The organism is Streptomyces sp. NPDC031049, assembly GCF_055571015.1.
The window spans coordinates 23,692-38,242 of the sequence record NZ_JBVIGC010000003.1 but is presented as its reverse complement, the minus strand read 5'-3'; the positions used below and the strand labels follow the sequence as shown (position 1 = coordinate 38,242).

The 14,551-nt window shown below is 73.2% G+C and carries 13 protein-coding genes; 3 read left to right on the top strand and 10 right to left on the bottom strand.

Annotated elements, in window-relative coordinates:
* Window positions 1-74 precede the first annotated feature (74 nt).
* Entirely contained in the window at window positions 75-1,034 is a 960-nt protein-coding gene (locus ACZ45Q_RS05760) for a UbiA family prenyltransferase (protein WP_468255445.1), read from the bottom strand.
* Window positions 1,035-1,112: 78 nt separating this feature from the next.
* Between ACZ45Q_RS05760 and ACZ45Q_RS05755 the strand changes: the two genes are divergently transcribed.
* Window positions 1,113-2,996 carry an AfsR/SARP family transcriptional regulator gene (locus ACZ45Q_RS05755; protein ID WP_468255442.1) on the top strand — a complete coding sequence of 628 codons (1,884 nt, stop codon included), beginning with the start codon at window positions 1,113-1,115 and terminating at the stop codon, window positions 2,994-2,996.
* A 3-nt stretch (window positions 2,997-2,999) separates the two neighbouring features.
* Here the strand turns inward: ACZ45Q_RS05755 and ACZ45Q_RS05750 are convergent, their stop codons facing one another.
* From ACZ45Q_RS05750 to ACZ45Q_RS05735, 4 genes are all read right to left on the bottom strand, one after another.
* Complete coding sequence (locus ACZ45Q_RS05750) at window positions 3,000-3,689, bottom strand: TetR/AcrR family transcriptional regulator (protein WP_468255439.1); 690 nt, start codon at window positions 3,687-3,689, stop codon at window positions 3,000-3,002.
* A gap of 57 nt (window positions 3,690-3,746) precedes the next feature.
* On the bottom strand, window positions 3,747-4,856 hold the full coding sequence (locus tag ACZ45Q_RS05745; protein WP_468255436.1) for a PDR/VanB family oxidoreductase: 1,110 nt from the start codon (window positions 4,854-4,856) through the stop codon (window positions 3,747-3,749).
* Window positions 4,856-5,824: a metal-dependent hydrolase gene (locus tag ACZ45Q_RS05740; protein WP_468255433.1), complete on the bottom strand. Its 969-nt coding sequence runs from the start codon at window positions 5,822-5,824 to the stop codon at window positions 4,856-4,858. The genes ACZ45Q_RS05745 and ACZ45Q_RS05740 overlap by 1 nt, the downstream gene beginning before the upstream one ends.
* 85 nt (window positions 5,825-5,909) lie before the next feature.
* Entirely contained in the window at window positions 5,910-7,832 is a 1,923-nt protein-coding gene (locus ACZ45Q_RS05735) for a hypothetical protein (RefSeq protein WP_468255430.1), read from the bottom strand.
* Between the two features lie 155 nt (window positions 7,833-7,987).
* Here ACZ45Q_RS05735 and ACZ45Q_RS05730 point away from each other — a divergent pair, with 155 nt between their 5' ends.
* Window positions 7,988-8,419 (top strand): hypothetical protein, encoded by a 432-nt coding sequence (locus ACZ45Q_RS05730; RefSeq protein WP_468255427.1) that lies wholly within the window; start codon window positions 7,988-7,990, stop codon window positions 8,417-8,419.
* Between the two features lie 77 nt (window positions 8,420-8,496).
* On the opposite strand, the gene ACZ45Q_RS05725 is transcribed toward ACZ45Q_RS05730, so the two are convergent.
* The 5 genes from ACZ45Q_RS05725 to ACZ45Q_RS05705 form a co-directional block, all read right to left on the bottom strand.
* Entirely contained in the window at window positions 8,497-10,008 is a 1,512-nt protein-coding gene (locus tag ACZ45Q_RS05725) for a DUF1996 domain-containing protein (protein ID WP_468255424.1), read from the bottom strand.
* Between the two features lie 240 nt (window positions 10,009-10,248).
* Window positions 10,249-11,271, bottom strand: a complete 1,023-nt coding sequence (locus ACZ45Q_RS05720; protein WP_468255422.1) for an SDR family oxidoreductase — start codon at window positions 11,269-11,271, stop codon at window positions 10,249-10,251.
* 132 nt (window positions 11,272-11,403) lie between these two features.
* The gene (gene glnII / locus ACZ45Q_RS05715; RefSeq protein ID WP_468255419.1) at window positions 11,404-12,435 is read right to left on the bottom strand and encodes a glutamine synthetase; all 1,032 of its coding nucleotides are present in this window, start codon (window positions 12,433-12,435) and stop codon (window positions 11,404-11,406) included.
* A 316-nt stretch (window positions 12,436-12,751) separates the two neighbouring features.
* Window positions 12,752-13,444 (bottom strand): RlpA-like double-psi beta-barrel domain-containing protein, encoded by a 693-nt coding sequence (locus ACZ45Q_RS05710; RefSeq protein WP_468255416.1) that lies wholly within the window; start codon window positions 13,442-13,444, stop codon window positions 12,752-12,754.
* A 140-nt stretch (window positions 13,445-13,584) separates the two neighbouring features.
* Window positions 13,585-13,944: an arsenate reductase family protein gene (locus tag ACZ45Q_RS05705; RefSeq protein WP_468255414.1), complete on the bottom strand. Its 360-nt coding sequence runs from the start codon at window positions 13,942-13,944 to the stop codon at window positions 13,585-13,587.
* A 176-nt stretch (window positions 13,945-14,120) separates the two neighbouring features.
* Here ACZ45Q_RS05705 and ACZ45Q_RS05700 point away from each other — a divergent pair, with 176 nt between their 5' ends.
* The gene (locus tag ACZ45Q_RS05700) at window positions 14,121-14,453 is read left to right on the top strand and encodes a hypothetical protein (protein WP_468255411.1); all 333 of its coding nucleotides are present in this window, start codon (window positions 14,121-14,123) and stop codon (window positions 14,451-14,453) included.
* Window positions 14,454-14,551 lie beyond the last annotated feature (98 nt).

The following is a 14,551-nucleotide window of genomic DNA, read 5'->3' as shown; positions in this document are numbered from 1 at the left end:
CACTCATCCACCCTGCGGGATCATAACAACGAGTTTGAACGTGCTGACGAGAGCGAGTGGTGGGGCGGGGAGGCTCAGGCCCACAGGAGGGCGCCCAGCGCGGTCAGATGGACGGCGTACTGGGTGACCATCCAGCTCCGGTAGGGGCCACGCGGCCCGCCCTGGCCGCTGCCGGCCGGCAGACAGCGCCCGGCGACGCACAGGGCGCCGAGGGCGAAGACGACCGCGGCAGCCTCCAGCGGCAGTTCCCGCACCCACACGGCGCCGACCGTGAGAACCAGTGCCAGTACGCCGCCGGCCGCGGCACAGAACCGCCGCGCACAGCGTTCGCCCCGGACGACGGCCAGGGTGCGGCGCCCTGCCAGGGCGTCGCCCCGGGTGCTGCCCAGGTCCTTGGCGACGGCGGCTATCAGCCCCACGCCGAGCGAAAGCACGACGGCGAAGACGGCGGCCTCGGAGGTGAGCGCGCTGCCGGAGGCCGCGACACCGGCGAGATAGGTCGTCCCCGCGGCGGCGCAGGTGACCGCCGAGGCCGACCAGGAGCGGCACTTCGCCGCGATCGAGGGCGCGGAGTAGACGTAGCCGAGAGCGAGGAAGACGGCGGTGGACTCGGCGACCTGCCACCCCGCGGCACAGCCGAGCACCAACCCCACGACGGCGGCCACCGCAACCGCCCACCGGGCCGCGGACTCGGTCAGCTGCCCGCTGGCCAGCGGTCTTCGGGACCTGTTGGCCCGGTCCTCGCACAGGTCGCTGACCCCGTTGAAGACGTAGACGCTCACCGTCGCCGCCCACCAGGCGGCCGCGCCGAGCACGAGGTGTGGTGCGTCGGGCCGGTGATGCGCGGCGGAGGTCGTCAGCAGCGCGCCCGTGACGAAGCGCAGCACGAACATGACCTGCACGAGCGGACGCGCCTCACGCAGACAGTGGCGGACCGTCCGTGCGGCGGAGCGCGCACGGGAGCAGGGGACGGTGACGACCTCGGTGACGGGAGCGGTCGGTTGCGCGCGGTGCGGCAGAGAGGCCTGGGGCATGCCCTGAAACTAAGCTGGAACAGATGATTCCGGCGTGTGCCTTTAGAGGTACGGCATGCCCCCTCGGAAGTACGCGCGTTGAGCGCGGACAGCCGCCCGCCTAGCGTCGTCGGCATCGTCATCACGCTGCACGAATGCGTCACGTCGGGGGTGCGGGACATGGAGTTCCTGGTTCTGGGGCCGGTGGAGGTACGCGAGTCGGGGGTGCCGGTCCCGCTCAGAGGAATGCGCTGCCGGCGCCTGCTGGCCCTCCTGCTGCTGAACGTCCGTCGCGCGGTGCCGCTGGACACCCTCGTGGACGAGCTGTGGCAGGACCCGCCCGCCTCCGCCCGTCACCAGGTGCACAACGCGATCCGTGATCTGCGCGCGGCCCTGGCCGCCTGCGCGGGCGGCCACCTGGTCACCATGGACTCCGGATACCGTCTGGACGTGCCTCCCGACGCCGTGGACGCGCACCGCTTCACCGAGCAGGTCCGCGCCGCCCGTGCCGCACGGCGCGAGGGCCGTACCGCCGAGGCCGTGCGGTTGCTGCACGCGGCGTCGGAGCTGTGGCGCGGCGACGCCTTCTCGGGCATCGACTGCCCGACGGTGACCGCCGCCGCGGCGGGCCTGGACGAGCAGCGGCTCACGGCGGTCGAGGAACTGATGGAGCTGCGCCTCGCGGCGGGCGAGGCCGGCTCGCTGGTCGCCGAACTGTCCGCACTCACCGCCCGGCACCCACTGCGCGACGCGCTGCGCGGCAGCCTGATGCTCGCCCTCTACCGCAGCGGCAGGCAGGCCGACGCGCTCGCGGCCTACGACGAGGGCCGCCGTCTGCTCGCCGACGAACTCGGCCTGGAGCCCGGCCCCCGGCTGCGACGCCTGCACGCCGAGATCCTCGCGGACGACCCGCAGGCGCAGCGGGAGGTTCCCGGCCCGGCCCGGCCCGCCGTCGTCCGTCCGGGGCACCGCAACCACCTCCCGCGCGATCTGCCCGACTTCACCGGCCGCACCGCCGATCTCGCCCTGCTGGACCAGGCCGTCGACGAGCAGGGCCACGGCTCGCCGCGCACGGTCACGATCGACGGAATGGGCGGCATCGGCAAGACGGCACTCGCCGTCCACTTCGCCCACCGCCGCACCACGGACCACCCGGACGGCCAGTACTTCATCGACCTGCACGGCTTCAGTCCGGCGCGCGCACCGCTGGGCCCCGAAGAGGCGCTGGGCGTCCTGCTGCGCTCCGACGGTGCGGCGCCCGAGACCATCCCCGAGGGCCTGGCCGAGCGCAGCGCCGTCTGGCGGTCCCGCCTCGCGGGCCGCCGCGTCCTGCTGGTCCTCGACAACGCGGCCGGCGCGGCCCAGGTGGCCCCGCTCCTGCCCGGCACGGGCGACAGCCTCACACTGATCACCACCCGCCGCAGGCCGACGGCCCCGGACGGCTCCCGCTCACTGTTCCTCGGGCCGCTGTCCCCGACGGACTCGGAAACCCTGTTCCGCCGTGTCGCGGGAGACGCCTGCGCCGGCTCGTCCCTCTCCCGGACCGTCGCTCTGTGCGACCACCACCCGCTGGCCCTGCGCCTCGTGGCGAGCCGCCTGCGCGACCGCCCCGCGTGGACCGTGCGCGAGGTGACCACCCGCCTGCGCACGACCGCGGGCCGGGTCTCGCTCCTGCGCACGGCGGACCGCGACCTGATGTCCGTCCTTCGGCTCTCCTACACCCAGCTGCCCCATGACGCCCAGGCGTTCGGCCGCGCCCTGGCTCTCCACCCGGAGGTCACCTACGACATCCCGCGGGCCTGCGCCACCACCGGCGTCACCCCCTCCGTCGCCGAGCGCCTCTTCGACCTCCTGCTGGACCACAACCTCGCCCACGAGCCGGGCGCCGGTCTGCTGGCCGTCCCCACGCTTCTGCGGGACTGCGTCCACGCCTTCGCCCCGCCGGCCCAGGACACCGCCTGCCACCTGACCGCGGTGGCCTGAGACCTACGACGCCAGTCCGACGAGCCGGGACACCAGGTCCGCGAACGGCCCGTCGGGGGGCTCGTGGCGCAGGACGCGACGCAGCAGGGCGCCCATCTCCTCGTCGTAGGCGGCGCTGACGGCCAGGAGCGCGGCGAGGTCGTGGACGAGCTGGGCCTCCAGCTCGGCGCGCGGGATGCGGCGGCCGTCCAGCCAGATCAGGGCCGTCGACTCGGCCAGCGAGATCCACGAGCGGATCACCAGCTCCAGGCGCGCGGGCGGCTCGGTCACGTCCAGGTGCGACAGGATCTGGACGTAGGCGGCCTGCCGTACGGAGTCGATGAGGGCGTTGGTGGCCGAGGAGCCGACCGCCGGGCCGCCGCGCATCAGGGCCGCGAAACCGGGGCCGTGCTCGTCCACGAAGTCGAAGAAGCGGCCCATCACCTTCAGCAGCCGCGCGGCCAGCGGGCCCTCGCGCGGTTCCACGAAGCGGGTCGCCAGATCGTCCGCGGCCCGCTTCAACGCCGCTTCGTAGAGGCTGAGTTTGCCGGGGAAGTAGTGGTAGACGAGCGGGCGCGAGATGCCCGCGGCCGACGCTATCTCGTCGATGGACACCTCGTCGGGCGAGCGGCGGCTGAACAGTTCGAGGGCGACGCCGATCAACTGCTGCCGCCGCTCCTCGACTCCCATTCTGCGGCGTACCCCGGTAGTCATGCGAACACCTTACCGATCGAATCCGGCCGCGGAACGGGCCGGAGCCGGCACGGGCGTTCACATGTCCAGCACCAGGCGCTCACCCCGGCAGCGGGAGACGCAGATGAGCATCGAGTCACCGCGCTCCATGTCGGTCAGCAGCTCGTCCCGGTGCTCGATCTCGCCCTCCAGCACCCGCTGTTGGCAGGTTCCGCACCAGCCCTGTTCACAGGAGTACGGGGTGTTCGGCAGCTCCGCGCGGACCGCGGCGAGCACCGAGGTGTCCGGCGCCACGGTCAGGGTCCGTCCGCTGCGCCGCAGCTCGACCTCGAACGCGTGGTCTCCCGCGGCGTTCGCCCGTGGCGCGAACCGTTCCAGGTGCAGCGGGGTTCCCTCCGGGAGCCGCTCCTCCACGGCCGCCATCAGGGGTTCGGGTCCGCAGCAGTAGACGGCCGCGCCCTCGGGCAGACCGGTGAGGTACGCGTCGAGGTCGGGCAGCCCCGCCTCGTCCTCGGCGACGACCGTGACCCTCCCCCAGCCTTCGGCCGGGGGTACCCCCGTCCCGCTTCGCTCGCCCTGCGGGTCCAGCTTCTCGATCTCCTCCAGGAACGGCATCGACGCCCGTGTCCGGCCGCCGTACAGCAGCCGCCAGTCGGTGTCCTCCGGCAGCGCGCGCAGCATCGGCAGCAGCGGGGTGATGCCGATGCCGCCGGCGACGAAGACATAGGAGGGGGCCTCGCGCAGCGGGAAGCGGTTGCGCGGTCCGCGCACCTGAACCTCCATGCCCTCCTGAAGCTGCTCGTGCACCTCGCGCGAGCCGCCCCGGCCGTCCTCGACCAGCCGGGTGGCGACCGTGTACGACGAGGTGTCCTCCGGGTCGCCGCACAGGGAGTACTGGCGGACCAGGCCCGAGGGCAGCACGAGGTCCAGGTGGGCGCCGGGCTCCCAGCGCGGCAGGTCGTGCCCCTCCAGGCGCAGCCGGACGACGCCGTCGGCGATCCGCTCGTGCGCGGTGACCAGCAGCGTCAGCGCCCCCGGCCGGGACTGCCCGGATATCGGCGGCTCCAGCGCGGGCATCGGCCACAGCGGGGAGCCCTGGATGCGGCGGCGCAGCGCCCGCCGGGCGAGCAGCGCCGCGCCCGCGGCGAGGAACAGCGTCGCCGGCTTCGACAGGGGCGGCTTCGGCATCACGGGGTTCCCTTCTCGGCCTTCTCGGCCTGCTGGACGGGCTCGGTGGGCTGGGGGTGTTCGGTGCGCTCCGCCCGCTCGGCGGCCAGCGCGGCGGGGGAGGCGGCGAGGTAGGCGACGGCCTGCTCCGTCGACCCCTCCTGCGACGGGTGGTACGTACGGCTCAGGTAGCGCGGCACGGAGCGCAGCAGCGCACCCGTCGAGGGCAGCAGTCCGCGCCGGCCGCGCAGGTGGAAGTCCCGGAAGCGTGCGCGTCCGTCCACGAGCGTCGGGTCGTTCGCCATGAAGAACCGCGCCCCGCGCTGCCACAGGAACACCAGGGCCGCGAACGCCACCGCCCAGGTGCGCGCCCGGCGCCGGTAGCCGCCGTCCAGGTGCACGAACAGGTCGAAGGCGACCGAGCGGTGCTCGACCTCCTCGGCGCCGTGCCAGCGCAGCAGGTCCAGCATGGTCGGGTCGGCGCCGCGCCGGTCCAGTTCACCGGCGTTGAGGACCCAGTCGCCGAGGAACGCCGTGTAGTGCTCGATGGCCGCGATGAGCGCGACCCGCTCCATCAGCCACCACCGGCGCGGCCGGCCCGGCGGCAGAGTGCGGTCGCCGAGGAGCTTCTCGAAGAGCCAGTCGACCTGCGCGGTGTACGGCGTCGGGTCGAGCCCCTGGTCCTTCAGGTGCGGCAGGACCGCGTCATGGGCCTGGGAGTGCATCGCCTCCTGGCCGATGAACCCGATGACGTCCTCACGCAGCCGCTCGTCCCGGATGTACGGCAGCACCTGCTTGTAGACGTGCACGAACCACCGTTCCCCGGCGGGCAGCAGCAGGTGCAGCACATTGATGGTGTGCGTGGTGAACGGGTCCCCCGGCACCCAGTGCAGTGGTGTGTCCGCCCAGGAGAAGGACACCTTCCGTGCCTTGAGCGGTATGCGCTCGGACTCCACCGGCCGCGGCAGCCGGGCCTGCGTATTAGACATGGCGTCAATGTACTGACGCGTAAGTTCCGGGGGAACCCTTCGGACGCGACTTGTTGACGTCAGTGTCAGTAAGGGGCCCGGTGACCTACCGCAGGCCGGTGATCTCGCGCCCGTCGTCCAGCGTGCCCGTCAGCTCGGCCTGCGCGCCCTGCTCGGCGCGGGCGGTGAGCAGATGGCCGTCCGCGGAGGCGTCGATGCCGCCCGTCGCCGTGACGGAGTCCGTGTCGCGGCTGCCCGCGGCCAGCAGGTACCAGCCGCCCGACTCCGCCTTCCACAGCACCCCGGCCAGCACGTGGGGGTCCCGCGCACCGCACGCCGGCACGTTCTCCGCCTTGGCCGCGACGGCCCCCTGCCGGCCGCCCGGCGTCCGGAACTGGGCCAGCACCCGGGCTCCCTCGCCCCGCCAGGTCTCGGCCCGCGTGCACACCCAGGCGCCGGAACCCTCCGCGCCGCCGGGCAGGGGCTGCTCCGCGAACGCCCAGGCGTTCACCGACCGCACGCCCTGGCCGCGCACGGCGCCCAGTGAGCAGGCGAACGGCGCCCAGGTGCGCAGCGCCTTCGCGCCGGACGCGTCCGCGGCCGAGCCGGGGTGCCCGGCGGTGAGGCGGGCCGGGACCAGTTCGCCGAGGTCGCTCATCAGCCGCCGGTCGTCGCCGTCGGTCAGCTCCAGCACGTTCCACGACGTGCACGCGCCCGGCTTCTGCGCCGGGCTGGCCAGCGGCGAGGTCACCCCGTCGGTCAGCGTCAGCTCCATCGCCCCCGCGCCCGGCTTGGTCAGGTCGCGCTCCGCCGCCCCGGTCACCCAGGGAGCCGTCAGATACCGCACGTTGCCGTCGGTGCGGCCCAGCACCACCGCGGTCGCCTCGGCCCGCGTCGCCCCGTCGGCCCGGGCGAAGTCCAGCGCCGCCCCGGCCGTGCCGTCCTTCGGTTCGGCGTACCGGACGATCCGCAGGCCGTCGTGGAGGATCACGACGCGGGCGGCGTCGACCGTGCCCGCGTACAGCAGTTGCGGGGGCCCGGCCGGGCCTCCGGTGGGGGTGCCCGGTGTCGCCGAGACGCCGACCGTCTCGCCGGGGCGGGCCCACACGGCCAGCGCTCGGCGCAGCAGTTCCTTGTCGCCGGTGAGCTCGCCGCGGGCCGGCCACACCGAGAAGTCGGTGCGGCTGGAGGTGCGCCATGCGGTGGGGGCGGCCTTCGTCAGCCGGCCGGGGTCGAGGGCGGCCTCGGCGGCCGGGTTGCGCGCGTACGCCGGGGCGGCGGGGCCGTCCGGGCCCCAGCCGTCACCGGGCAGACCGAGCAGTGCCCCGCACACCACCAGGGCGGCCCCGGCGACCAGCGCGGCCTTGGTGTGCTGCCGCCGGCGCATCAGATCGGTCGGCCGGGCCTGGAGCGAACACGGGTCGAACTCGGGGGAGTCGAGCAGCGCGTACTGCCCGGGGACGGAGTCGGCCTCGCCCAGCGCGGCGTCCGCGTCGGCGACCCCGGCGGCGCGCAGCGCCTCGCGCACGTCGCCGTCGGGGAGCTTCTCCAGGCCGCGCAGCGCGTACGCGGCCCGGCCCGCGCCGGACAGGGCGGACAGCCGCTGGTCCAGGGCGAGTTCGTCGGCACCGCCGGAGCGCGGGAACAGCTTCAGACCCCAGACCTGGGGGAGGAGCGGCGGCAGCTGGGAGCGCCGGGGCCGGGCGAGGCGGCGCAACGGCAGCCCGGCCTCCAGCGCCGTCCGGAGGACCCGGGCCCGCACCAGCGCGTAGCCCGGGTCGCCCTCCCGGCCCGTGGACTGGGCGGGGATGGCAGGGGGAGCCGTGCGGCTGCGGGGCAGGGCCCGCTGGGTCAGGGAGTGCGCGGTCAGCACCCGGCGGCTGCGGCCCAGGCCCGGCGGGAGCACCAGGTAGGCGAGCCGGACCAGACGCGGATAGTGCTCGACGAGCGCGGCCTCGGCCTGTTCGACGTCGACGACCGGGTCGGTGGCGGACGGTGCGGGGCGCGGGACGACATCCTGTGACTGCACGTTCAGCAGAACGAGCGAATCCTCGGATGGTCACCGGCGCGGCGAGGTTGCGCGGCGCCCTTTGAGCACCGCGCCCCTGACGGCCGTATCGGTGGGGACAGGGTCCCTCGACGGGGCCCGGTGCGGCATGTCGCCGGAAGGGACCGGAGGAACACATGAGGCTGATCCGACCGAGGCTCGCGCTGGCCGGTGCGGCGGCGCTGTTCGCGCTGGCGGGCTGCGGCACCGACGGCGACGGCGCGAAGGCCGTCCCGCAGACGGCCACGGGGAGCCTGGAGAGCCTGGCCGCCAAGGCCCGGTGCGAGCCGGACATGCAGACCGACGCCGACCAGATCCGCCAGGCCATCTGCGAGAAGGGCGAGGAGAAGTACATCCTCGCCACCTTCGCGACCGACCGCGGCCAGCGCGAGTGGATCGACACCGCCAAGGACTACGGCGGCTACTACCTGGTCGGCCGCAAGTGGGTCGCCGTCGGCCACCAGGGCGTCGTGACCGAGCTGCGCGGCCGGCTCGGCGGGATGCTGGAGGAGGGCACGCGGCACGGTGGCGGCGGGCACCCGTCCGGGCACCCGGGACACGGCGGCTGACCGCGGACGAACGCGCACGAAGGGGGCCGGTGGCGGAATCCGCCACCGGCCCCCTTCGTCGGGGATGTCCGGCGGGACTACTCGCAGTCCTCACCGTTGTTGATGCACTCGACCACCTCGTTCATCAGGTCCTCGTCCATGACGTTGATGAAGTCGTTGTGGTCGGTGATCGGCTTGTGCAGCTGCTCCGGGAAGCCGTCCACGGCGTACGGGTTCTGCACCTGGCCGTTCTCGACCACCGGGGCCGGCACGTCGTACACCAGGCGGACCTGGAGCTGCGGGATGGCCTGGAAGCCGTTCGGGCAGCTGCCGTCCTCCTGGACGAAGGCGACGTGGTCGCGGTGGTTGGCGCTGTCGATGTTCTGTCCGTCCCAGCAGCTCTGGAAGTTGGACGTGCGCACCACCTGGCTGCCCTCGGGGCACAGCGGGTACTTGTCCGTCAGCTGACGGTCCTCGAAGCCCGTGCAGCTCCAGGCGGTGTTGGCGTTGGCGGTGCCGTTGGTGAAGGCCTTGGCGTCACCGGTGATGATGCGCAGGAACTTCGGCATCGCGACGACGTCGCTCCGCTTGTTGCCGACGAACGTGATCTCGGCCTGCTGGGCCTTGAGGATCCGGCCGACGTTGCCCTCGGCGCCGCCGCCCAGGTCGTCGTTGTCGAACTCCTCGGTGCCGTCCTGGAGCCGCAGCACCGGCCAGTAGTAGGTGGACTTGTCCCCCTGGTTCTGGCAGGACGTCTCCGCGCGCGCCAGGTCCTCGTCGCTGGAGAAGGCGTCGTTGTCCTGGTTGCCGACGTAGTCGTGCGTGTGGTGCGCGCCGTTGTCGACACCCGGGGCCACGATCAGGTTGTCGCTGTTGAACAGGTTGTTCTCGTTGACGCCGCACCTGGTGGTGAAGGAGCCGGTGGAGCCCCCGTCGCCGTTGGCGGCCAGACCGTTCTCCAGGTCCCGCGAATCGGGCTCGACGGTGGTGATGTCGACGAAGTCGTCCGCGACCGGGCCGTTGCCGGCCTGACCGCCGTTGTCCTGGCCGTCTCCGCCGCCGCCCTGGTCCTGCCCGTCGTCGTTGCCGTCGTTGTTGTCGTTGCCGTCGCCGTCTCCGTTCTGGCCGTCCTGCGGCTGCTCCGCGGGCCGTCCCTGGCAGCCGGCCAGCTGGTCCAGCTCCTCGCCGGCGTTGCCGCCGGCCCGGTTGATCTCCAGCTGGATGCGGTCGATGATCGCCTTCCGCCGGTCCTTGAGCGGGCCGAGGATGGCGTTCTGCACGAACCGGGGATCCTCGGACTGCGCCCGGCGCGTGGTGGCGAGGCGGGTGTAGGCGTCGGTGATCTGCTGGTCCAGCGTGGCCAGTTCGCCGTCGACCTCCCCGCGGGCCCGGTCCGGCACGTCGGAGAGCTGCTGCCCGACGTCGGGACAGTCGATCGTCGCGACCTGTGCCGCCGCGGACCTCGTCCGGCCCTGCCCCGAGTTCTCCTCATGAGCCGAGGCGTAGAAGTTGGCCCAGACCAGCCCGCCCCCGCCGAGCGCCAGGGCCGCCACCCCGGCTATGGCCTTGGTGGCCAGCGGCGTACGGCGTTTTCTTGTGTTGCGTCCCATGGAACTCCTCTGACTTCCTTGCGGGGCATCGAGGGCGCCCGTCAGGAGTGAAGCGGCTCCGTTCCATACGGAGGCCGTCTCGGAGGTGTTCAGTTCTCTCGGGAATCGCCGGGAGTCCGTGAGGACATTCCCCGCCACAACAGCCCATCGAACACCGGGAGTTGTGACGCCCTCACCGCGGGTCGCGCCGGCGGGAAGCCGCCCGCGTGGCCCTGCCTGTCCACGCGGGCGCCCCCGCCTTCACCGGTCGCCGTCGTCCGGGGCCCCGCCCGCCGCCAGCACCTTCGCCTCGACCTCCGGGTCGAGTCCCTTGCTCGTCCGGTCCGGGCGCTGGGGTGCCGTGCCGCCGATGTCCCGCAGCCAGCGCCAGGTGTCGGCCACCGTCTCCCGGACCGGCCGGCAGCGCAGGCCCGTGGCGAGGGCCCGGGAGACGTCCGCGCGGTGCAGCGCGTCGTGCAGATCGCTGCCCGGCGGCACCCACACCGGCAGCTGCGTCCACGGTTCGATGCCCGCGTCGAGGATCGCCCGCGGGTCGGTCCAGCGCAGCTCCGCCCCGCCTCCGGTCACCTCCGCGCACGCCCGGAGCAGCTCCCCCATGGTGCTGTGCCCCTGCGGGGAGATCAGGTTGTACGGCCCGCTCAGCTCCTGCTCGGCCGCCCCCAGGACCCACTCGGCGAGGTCGCGGACGTCGACGTACTGGAGCGGCAGGTCCTGCGGGCCCGGGGCCAGCACGGGGCCGCCGCGCGCCATCCGGGTCAGCCACCAGGGCAGCCGGCCCACGTTCTCGTACGGGCCGAGGATCAGCCCGGCCCGCACCAGCACCGACCGGTCCGGGCCGAAGGCGTCCACGGCGGCCAGTTCGCCGCCCAGCTTGTCGCGCGGGTAGTCGGTCGGCCCGGCGTCGGCCGAGGCGCCCTCCACGACGGGCGCCTCCTCGGTGTATCCGGCCGGCGGGGACCACCGGTACACCGAGCAGCTCGACACGTACACGTACCGTCCGGCGCGGTCCCGCAGCAGCCGCGCCGCGTCCCGCACCGCCCGGGGCCGCGCCGACCAGGTGTCCACGACCACGTCCCAGTCGCCGCCGGCGGCCAGCGCCGCGAGCCCGCCGGGCGCGGTGCGGTCGCCGTGCAGCGACCGCACGCCGGGCGGCGGGGCATGCCGCCCCCGGTGGAAGACGGTCACGTCCCAGCCGCGCCCCAGCGCCGCCTCCACGACCGCCCGTCCCGCGAATTCCGTGCCGCCCAGCATCAGTAGCCTCATGGCGGCCACTGTGCCCGGTCACCGGGCCGGAGGGAACGGGCGTCTGCCGACAGCAGAGCACGAGGGTCGTGGCGAACGCGCCAGGGGCGCCCACCGCGACGGTGGGCGCCCCTGGGGCAGTCGGTGAGCGGGTCAGACCTGGCCGGCCTTCTCCAGCGCCGTGCAGCACGTGTCGACGAGGAGACGGGTCACCACGTACGGGTCGACGTTGGCGTTGGGGCGGCGGTCCTCGATGTAGCCCTTGCCGTCCTTCTCGACCTGCCACGGGATCCGGACCGAGGCGCCGCGGTCGGAGACGCCGTAGGAGAACTTGTCCCACGGGGCGGTCTCGTGCAGGCCGGTCAGCCGGTCGTCGATGCCGGCGCCGTAGTTCTTGACGTGGTCCAGCGGCTTGGAGCCCTCGCCGAGCGACTCGCAGGCGGTGATGACGGCGTCGTAGCCCTCGCGCATCGCCTTGGTGGAGAAGTTGGTGTGCGCGCCCGCGCCGTTCCAGTCGCCCTTGACCGGCTTGGGGTCGAGCGTGGCGGCGACGCCGAAGTCCTCGGCGGTGCGGTAGAGCAGCCAGCGGGCCACCCACAGCTGGTCGGCGACCTCCAGCGGCGCCAGCGGGCCGACCTGGAACTCCCACTGGCCCGGCATGACCTCGGCGTTGATGCCGGAGATGCCCAGGCCCGCCTTGAGGCAGTTGTCCAGGTGGGCCTCGACGACGTCACGGCCGAAGATCTCGTCGGAGCCGACACCGCAGTAGTAGCCGCCCTGCGGGGCCGGGAAGCCGCCCTTGGGGAAGCCGAGCGGGTGCCCGTCCTGGAAGAAGGTGTACTCCTGCTCGATGCCGAAGACCGGCTCCTGGGCCGCGAACTTCTCGGCGACCTCGGCCAGCGCGGCGCGGGTGTTGGAGGGGTGCGGGGCCATGTCCGTGTCGAGGACCTCGCACAGCACCAGCACGTCGTCGCCGCCGCGGATCGGGTCGGGGCAGGTGAAGACCGGCTTGAGCACGCAGTCCGAGGAGCTGCCCTCGGCCTGGTTGGTGGAGGACCCGTCGAAGCCCCAGATCGGCAGGGCGTCCAGTCCGGCGGGGGCCCCGGCGATGATCTTCGTCTTGGAACGGAGCTTGGCCGTCGGCGAGGTGCCGTCGATCCAGATGTACTCAGCCTTGAAGGTCACGGGGCCACATCCTTCGGGGTGGGTCTGGGCGCACTTGCGGGTGCTGCGGCGCTGCGGCACTGGGCGCCGCGGGGCGCCCTCTACTGACCGGGAGCTTGTCAACGGGCGATTTCCCGGCCATTGCCCATGTGTGAACCCCGTGTTACCTGGTGCGCCCGTGACGCACCTCACGGCGCGGCCTTCCGCTGTCCCTCACGGCGCGGCCTTCCGCCGTCCCTCGCTGCTCTGCCCGGACGGCGGGAGGCGGCCACCGGATTCCCCTCCGTCGAACCGGTGGCCGCATCCGTCCTGGGGGTCGTCCCGGACCCCGCCGGTCTCACCCCACCTTCTCGATCACCGCCCGCCGGATCAGGAACTTGCCGGGCTCGCGGACCTGCTCGAACGCCGCGTTGTTGAGCAGTACGCAGCTCCCGGACACCGAGGTGACCTCCACGGTCGTGGACTTGTTGTTGTCCAGGTTGGTGACCTTCAGCCGCGTACCCGCGGGGAACTGGTTGCTGGACGCCGCGGGTGCGCCGCCCTCGCCGGAGAGGGTGACCGTCGAGCCGTTGCACACCTGCTCGCCGGCCACTGCCTGCCCGGCGTCACCGGCCTGGTCACCGACCTGCTCGTCGGCTTCCCCGCCGTCCTGGGCACCGTCCTGGGCGTCTTCCTGGCCGTCCTGCGGCGGCTGCGCGGCCTGGGAGCCCTGAGCCGACTCCCCCACCGTGCACCCGGACGCCTCCTGCTTGCGCTTGATCTCCTCGATGACCGCCTCGCGGTTGGCGATCCGGGCCTCCGACTGCGCGTCGGGAGCGGCCCGCTGGCCCTCGATGAACCGCTCGTTGTTGCCGAGCGCGGTGGCGAGCCCCTGACAGACGGACGAGTCCCCGGCGGACTTCGTCTGGGCGGTGGTCTGTGAGGCGTTCGAGGTGCTCGCCATCACGAAGGCCCCGCCGCCCGCCACCGTCGCGGCGCTGACCAGCAGTGCGATCTTCTTCTTCGTACCGAGAGTTCTCCTGCGCGACATGCGCGCCTCCTGAAGAGGTAGGGGAGCGTACGCCGCTATGTACGAGATGCCGAACGAGGTCACTCACCGGTCACGCGCTTTGCCCAAGTAACCTGTGTCACAGCCGCGTTGGGCTCCGCTCGGCCGCAGGGGCGACCCGGTCAGCGGGAGAGCGCGTCCCGGACCGCCTCCTCGGTGCGGGCCACGACCGCTGTGCCGTCGTCGGCGGTGATGATCGGGCGCTGGATCAGCTTGGGGTGCTCGGCGAGGGCCGTGATCCAGCGGTCGCGCGCGCCGGCGTCACGGGGCCACTCCTTCAGGCCCAGCTCCTTGGCGACCGGCTCCTGGGTGCGGGTGATGTCCCACGGTTCGAGCCCCAGCCGGTCGAGTACGGCGCGGATCTCGTCCTCGCTCGGTACGTCCTCCAGGTAGCGGCGGACGGTGTAGTCGGCGCCCTCGGCGTCGAGCAGGCCGAGCGCGCTGCGGCACTTCGAACAGGCCGGGTTGATCCAGATCTCCATGCCGCAACGGTAGCCCGCGGGGCGCGAGAACTCGTTCTCCCCGCGCGCCACAGTGCCCCCGAAAGCCCGGCTGGCCAGGGCCTTTTGTCAGTGGTGGGCCGTAAAATAGAAGCAGTGTTCGAGGGTGCCGGCCGGGTCTTCCGGCGAGACGCCCTGACCGCGACAGGAGGATGCCTGTGCCCGCTGCCGCAGTGAAGCCGAAGCCGGAATCGAAGCGCAAGCCGTTGCCCACCCAGTCGACCGCCAAGCGGCCGGTCCTGCTCGATCTGCCGTACGCACCCGTGGAGAAGCGTCCGCTGCCGGCCGGCCGCCCCCGCGAGTGGTACGTCACGCACAATCGCCGGCTGAAGGCGATGCGCCTCGCCATCGCCCTGCTCGACTCCGGCGTCCATGTGCCGAACCAGGCCCGCAACGAGACGATACGCAGCGCCGCGGAGACGATCGGGGTGCACCCGCCGTCGGACACGACGTGCCACATGGTGCGCGCGTTGATGCGGTACTCGCGGTGAGCGTGGCGCCGGGTGCCCCGTTTTCGTGACGGGGTGCCCGGCGTCGGTCTGGCCGTCGCCGGGGGCTGCCGCCCCGGACCCCGCTTCGGCCTGAACGG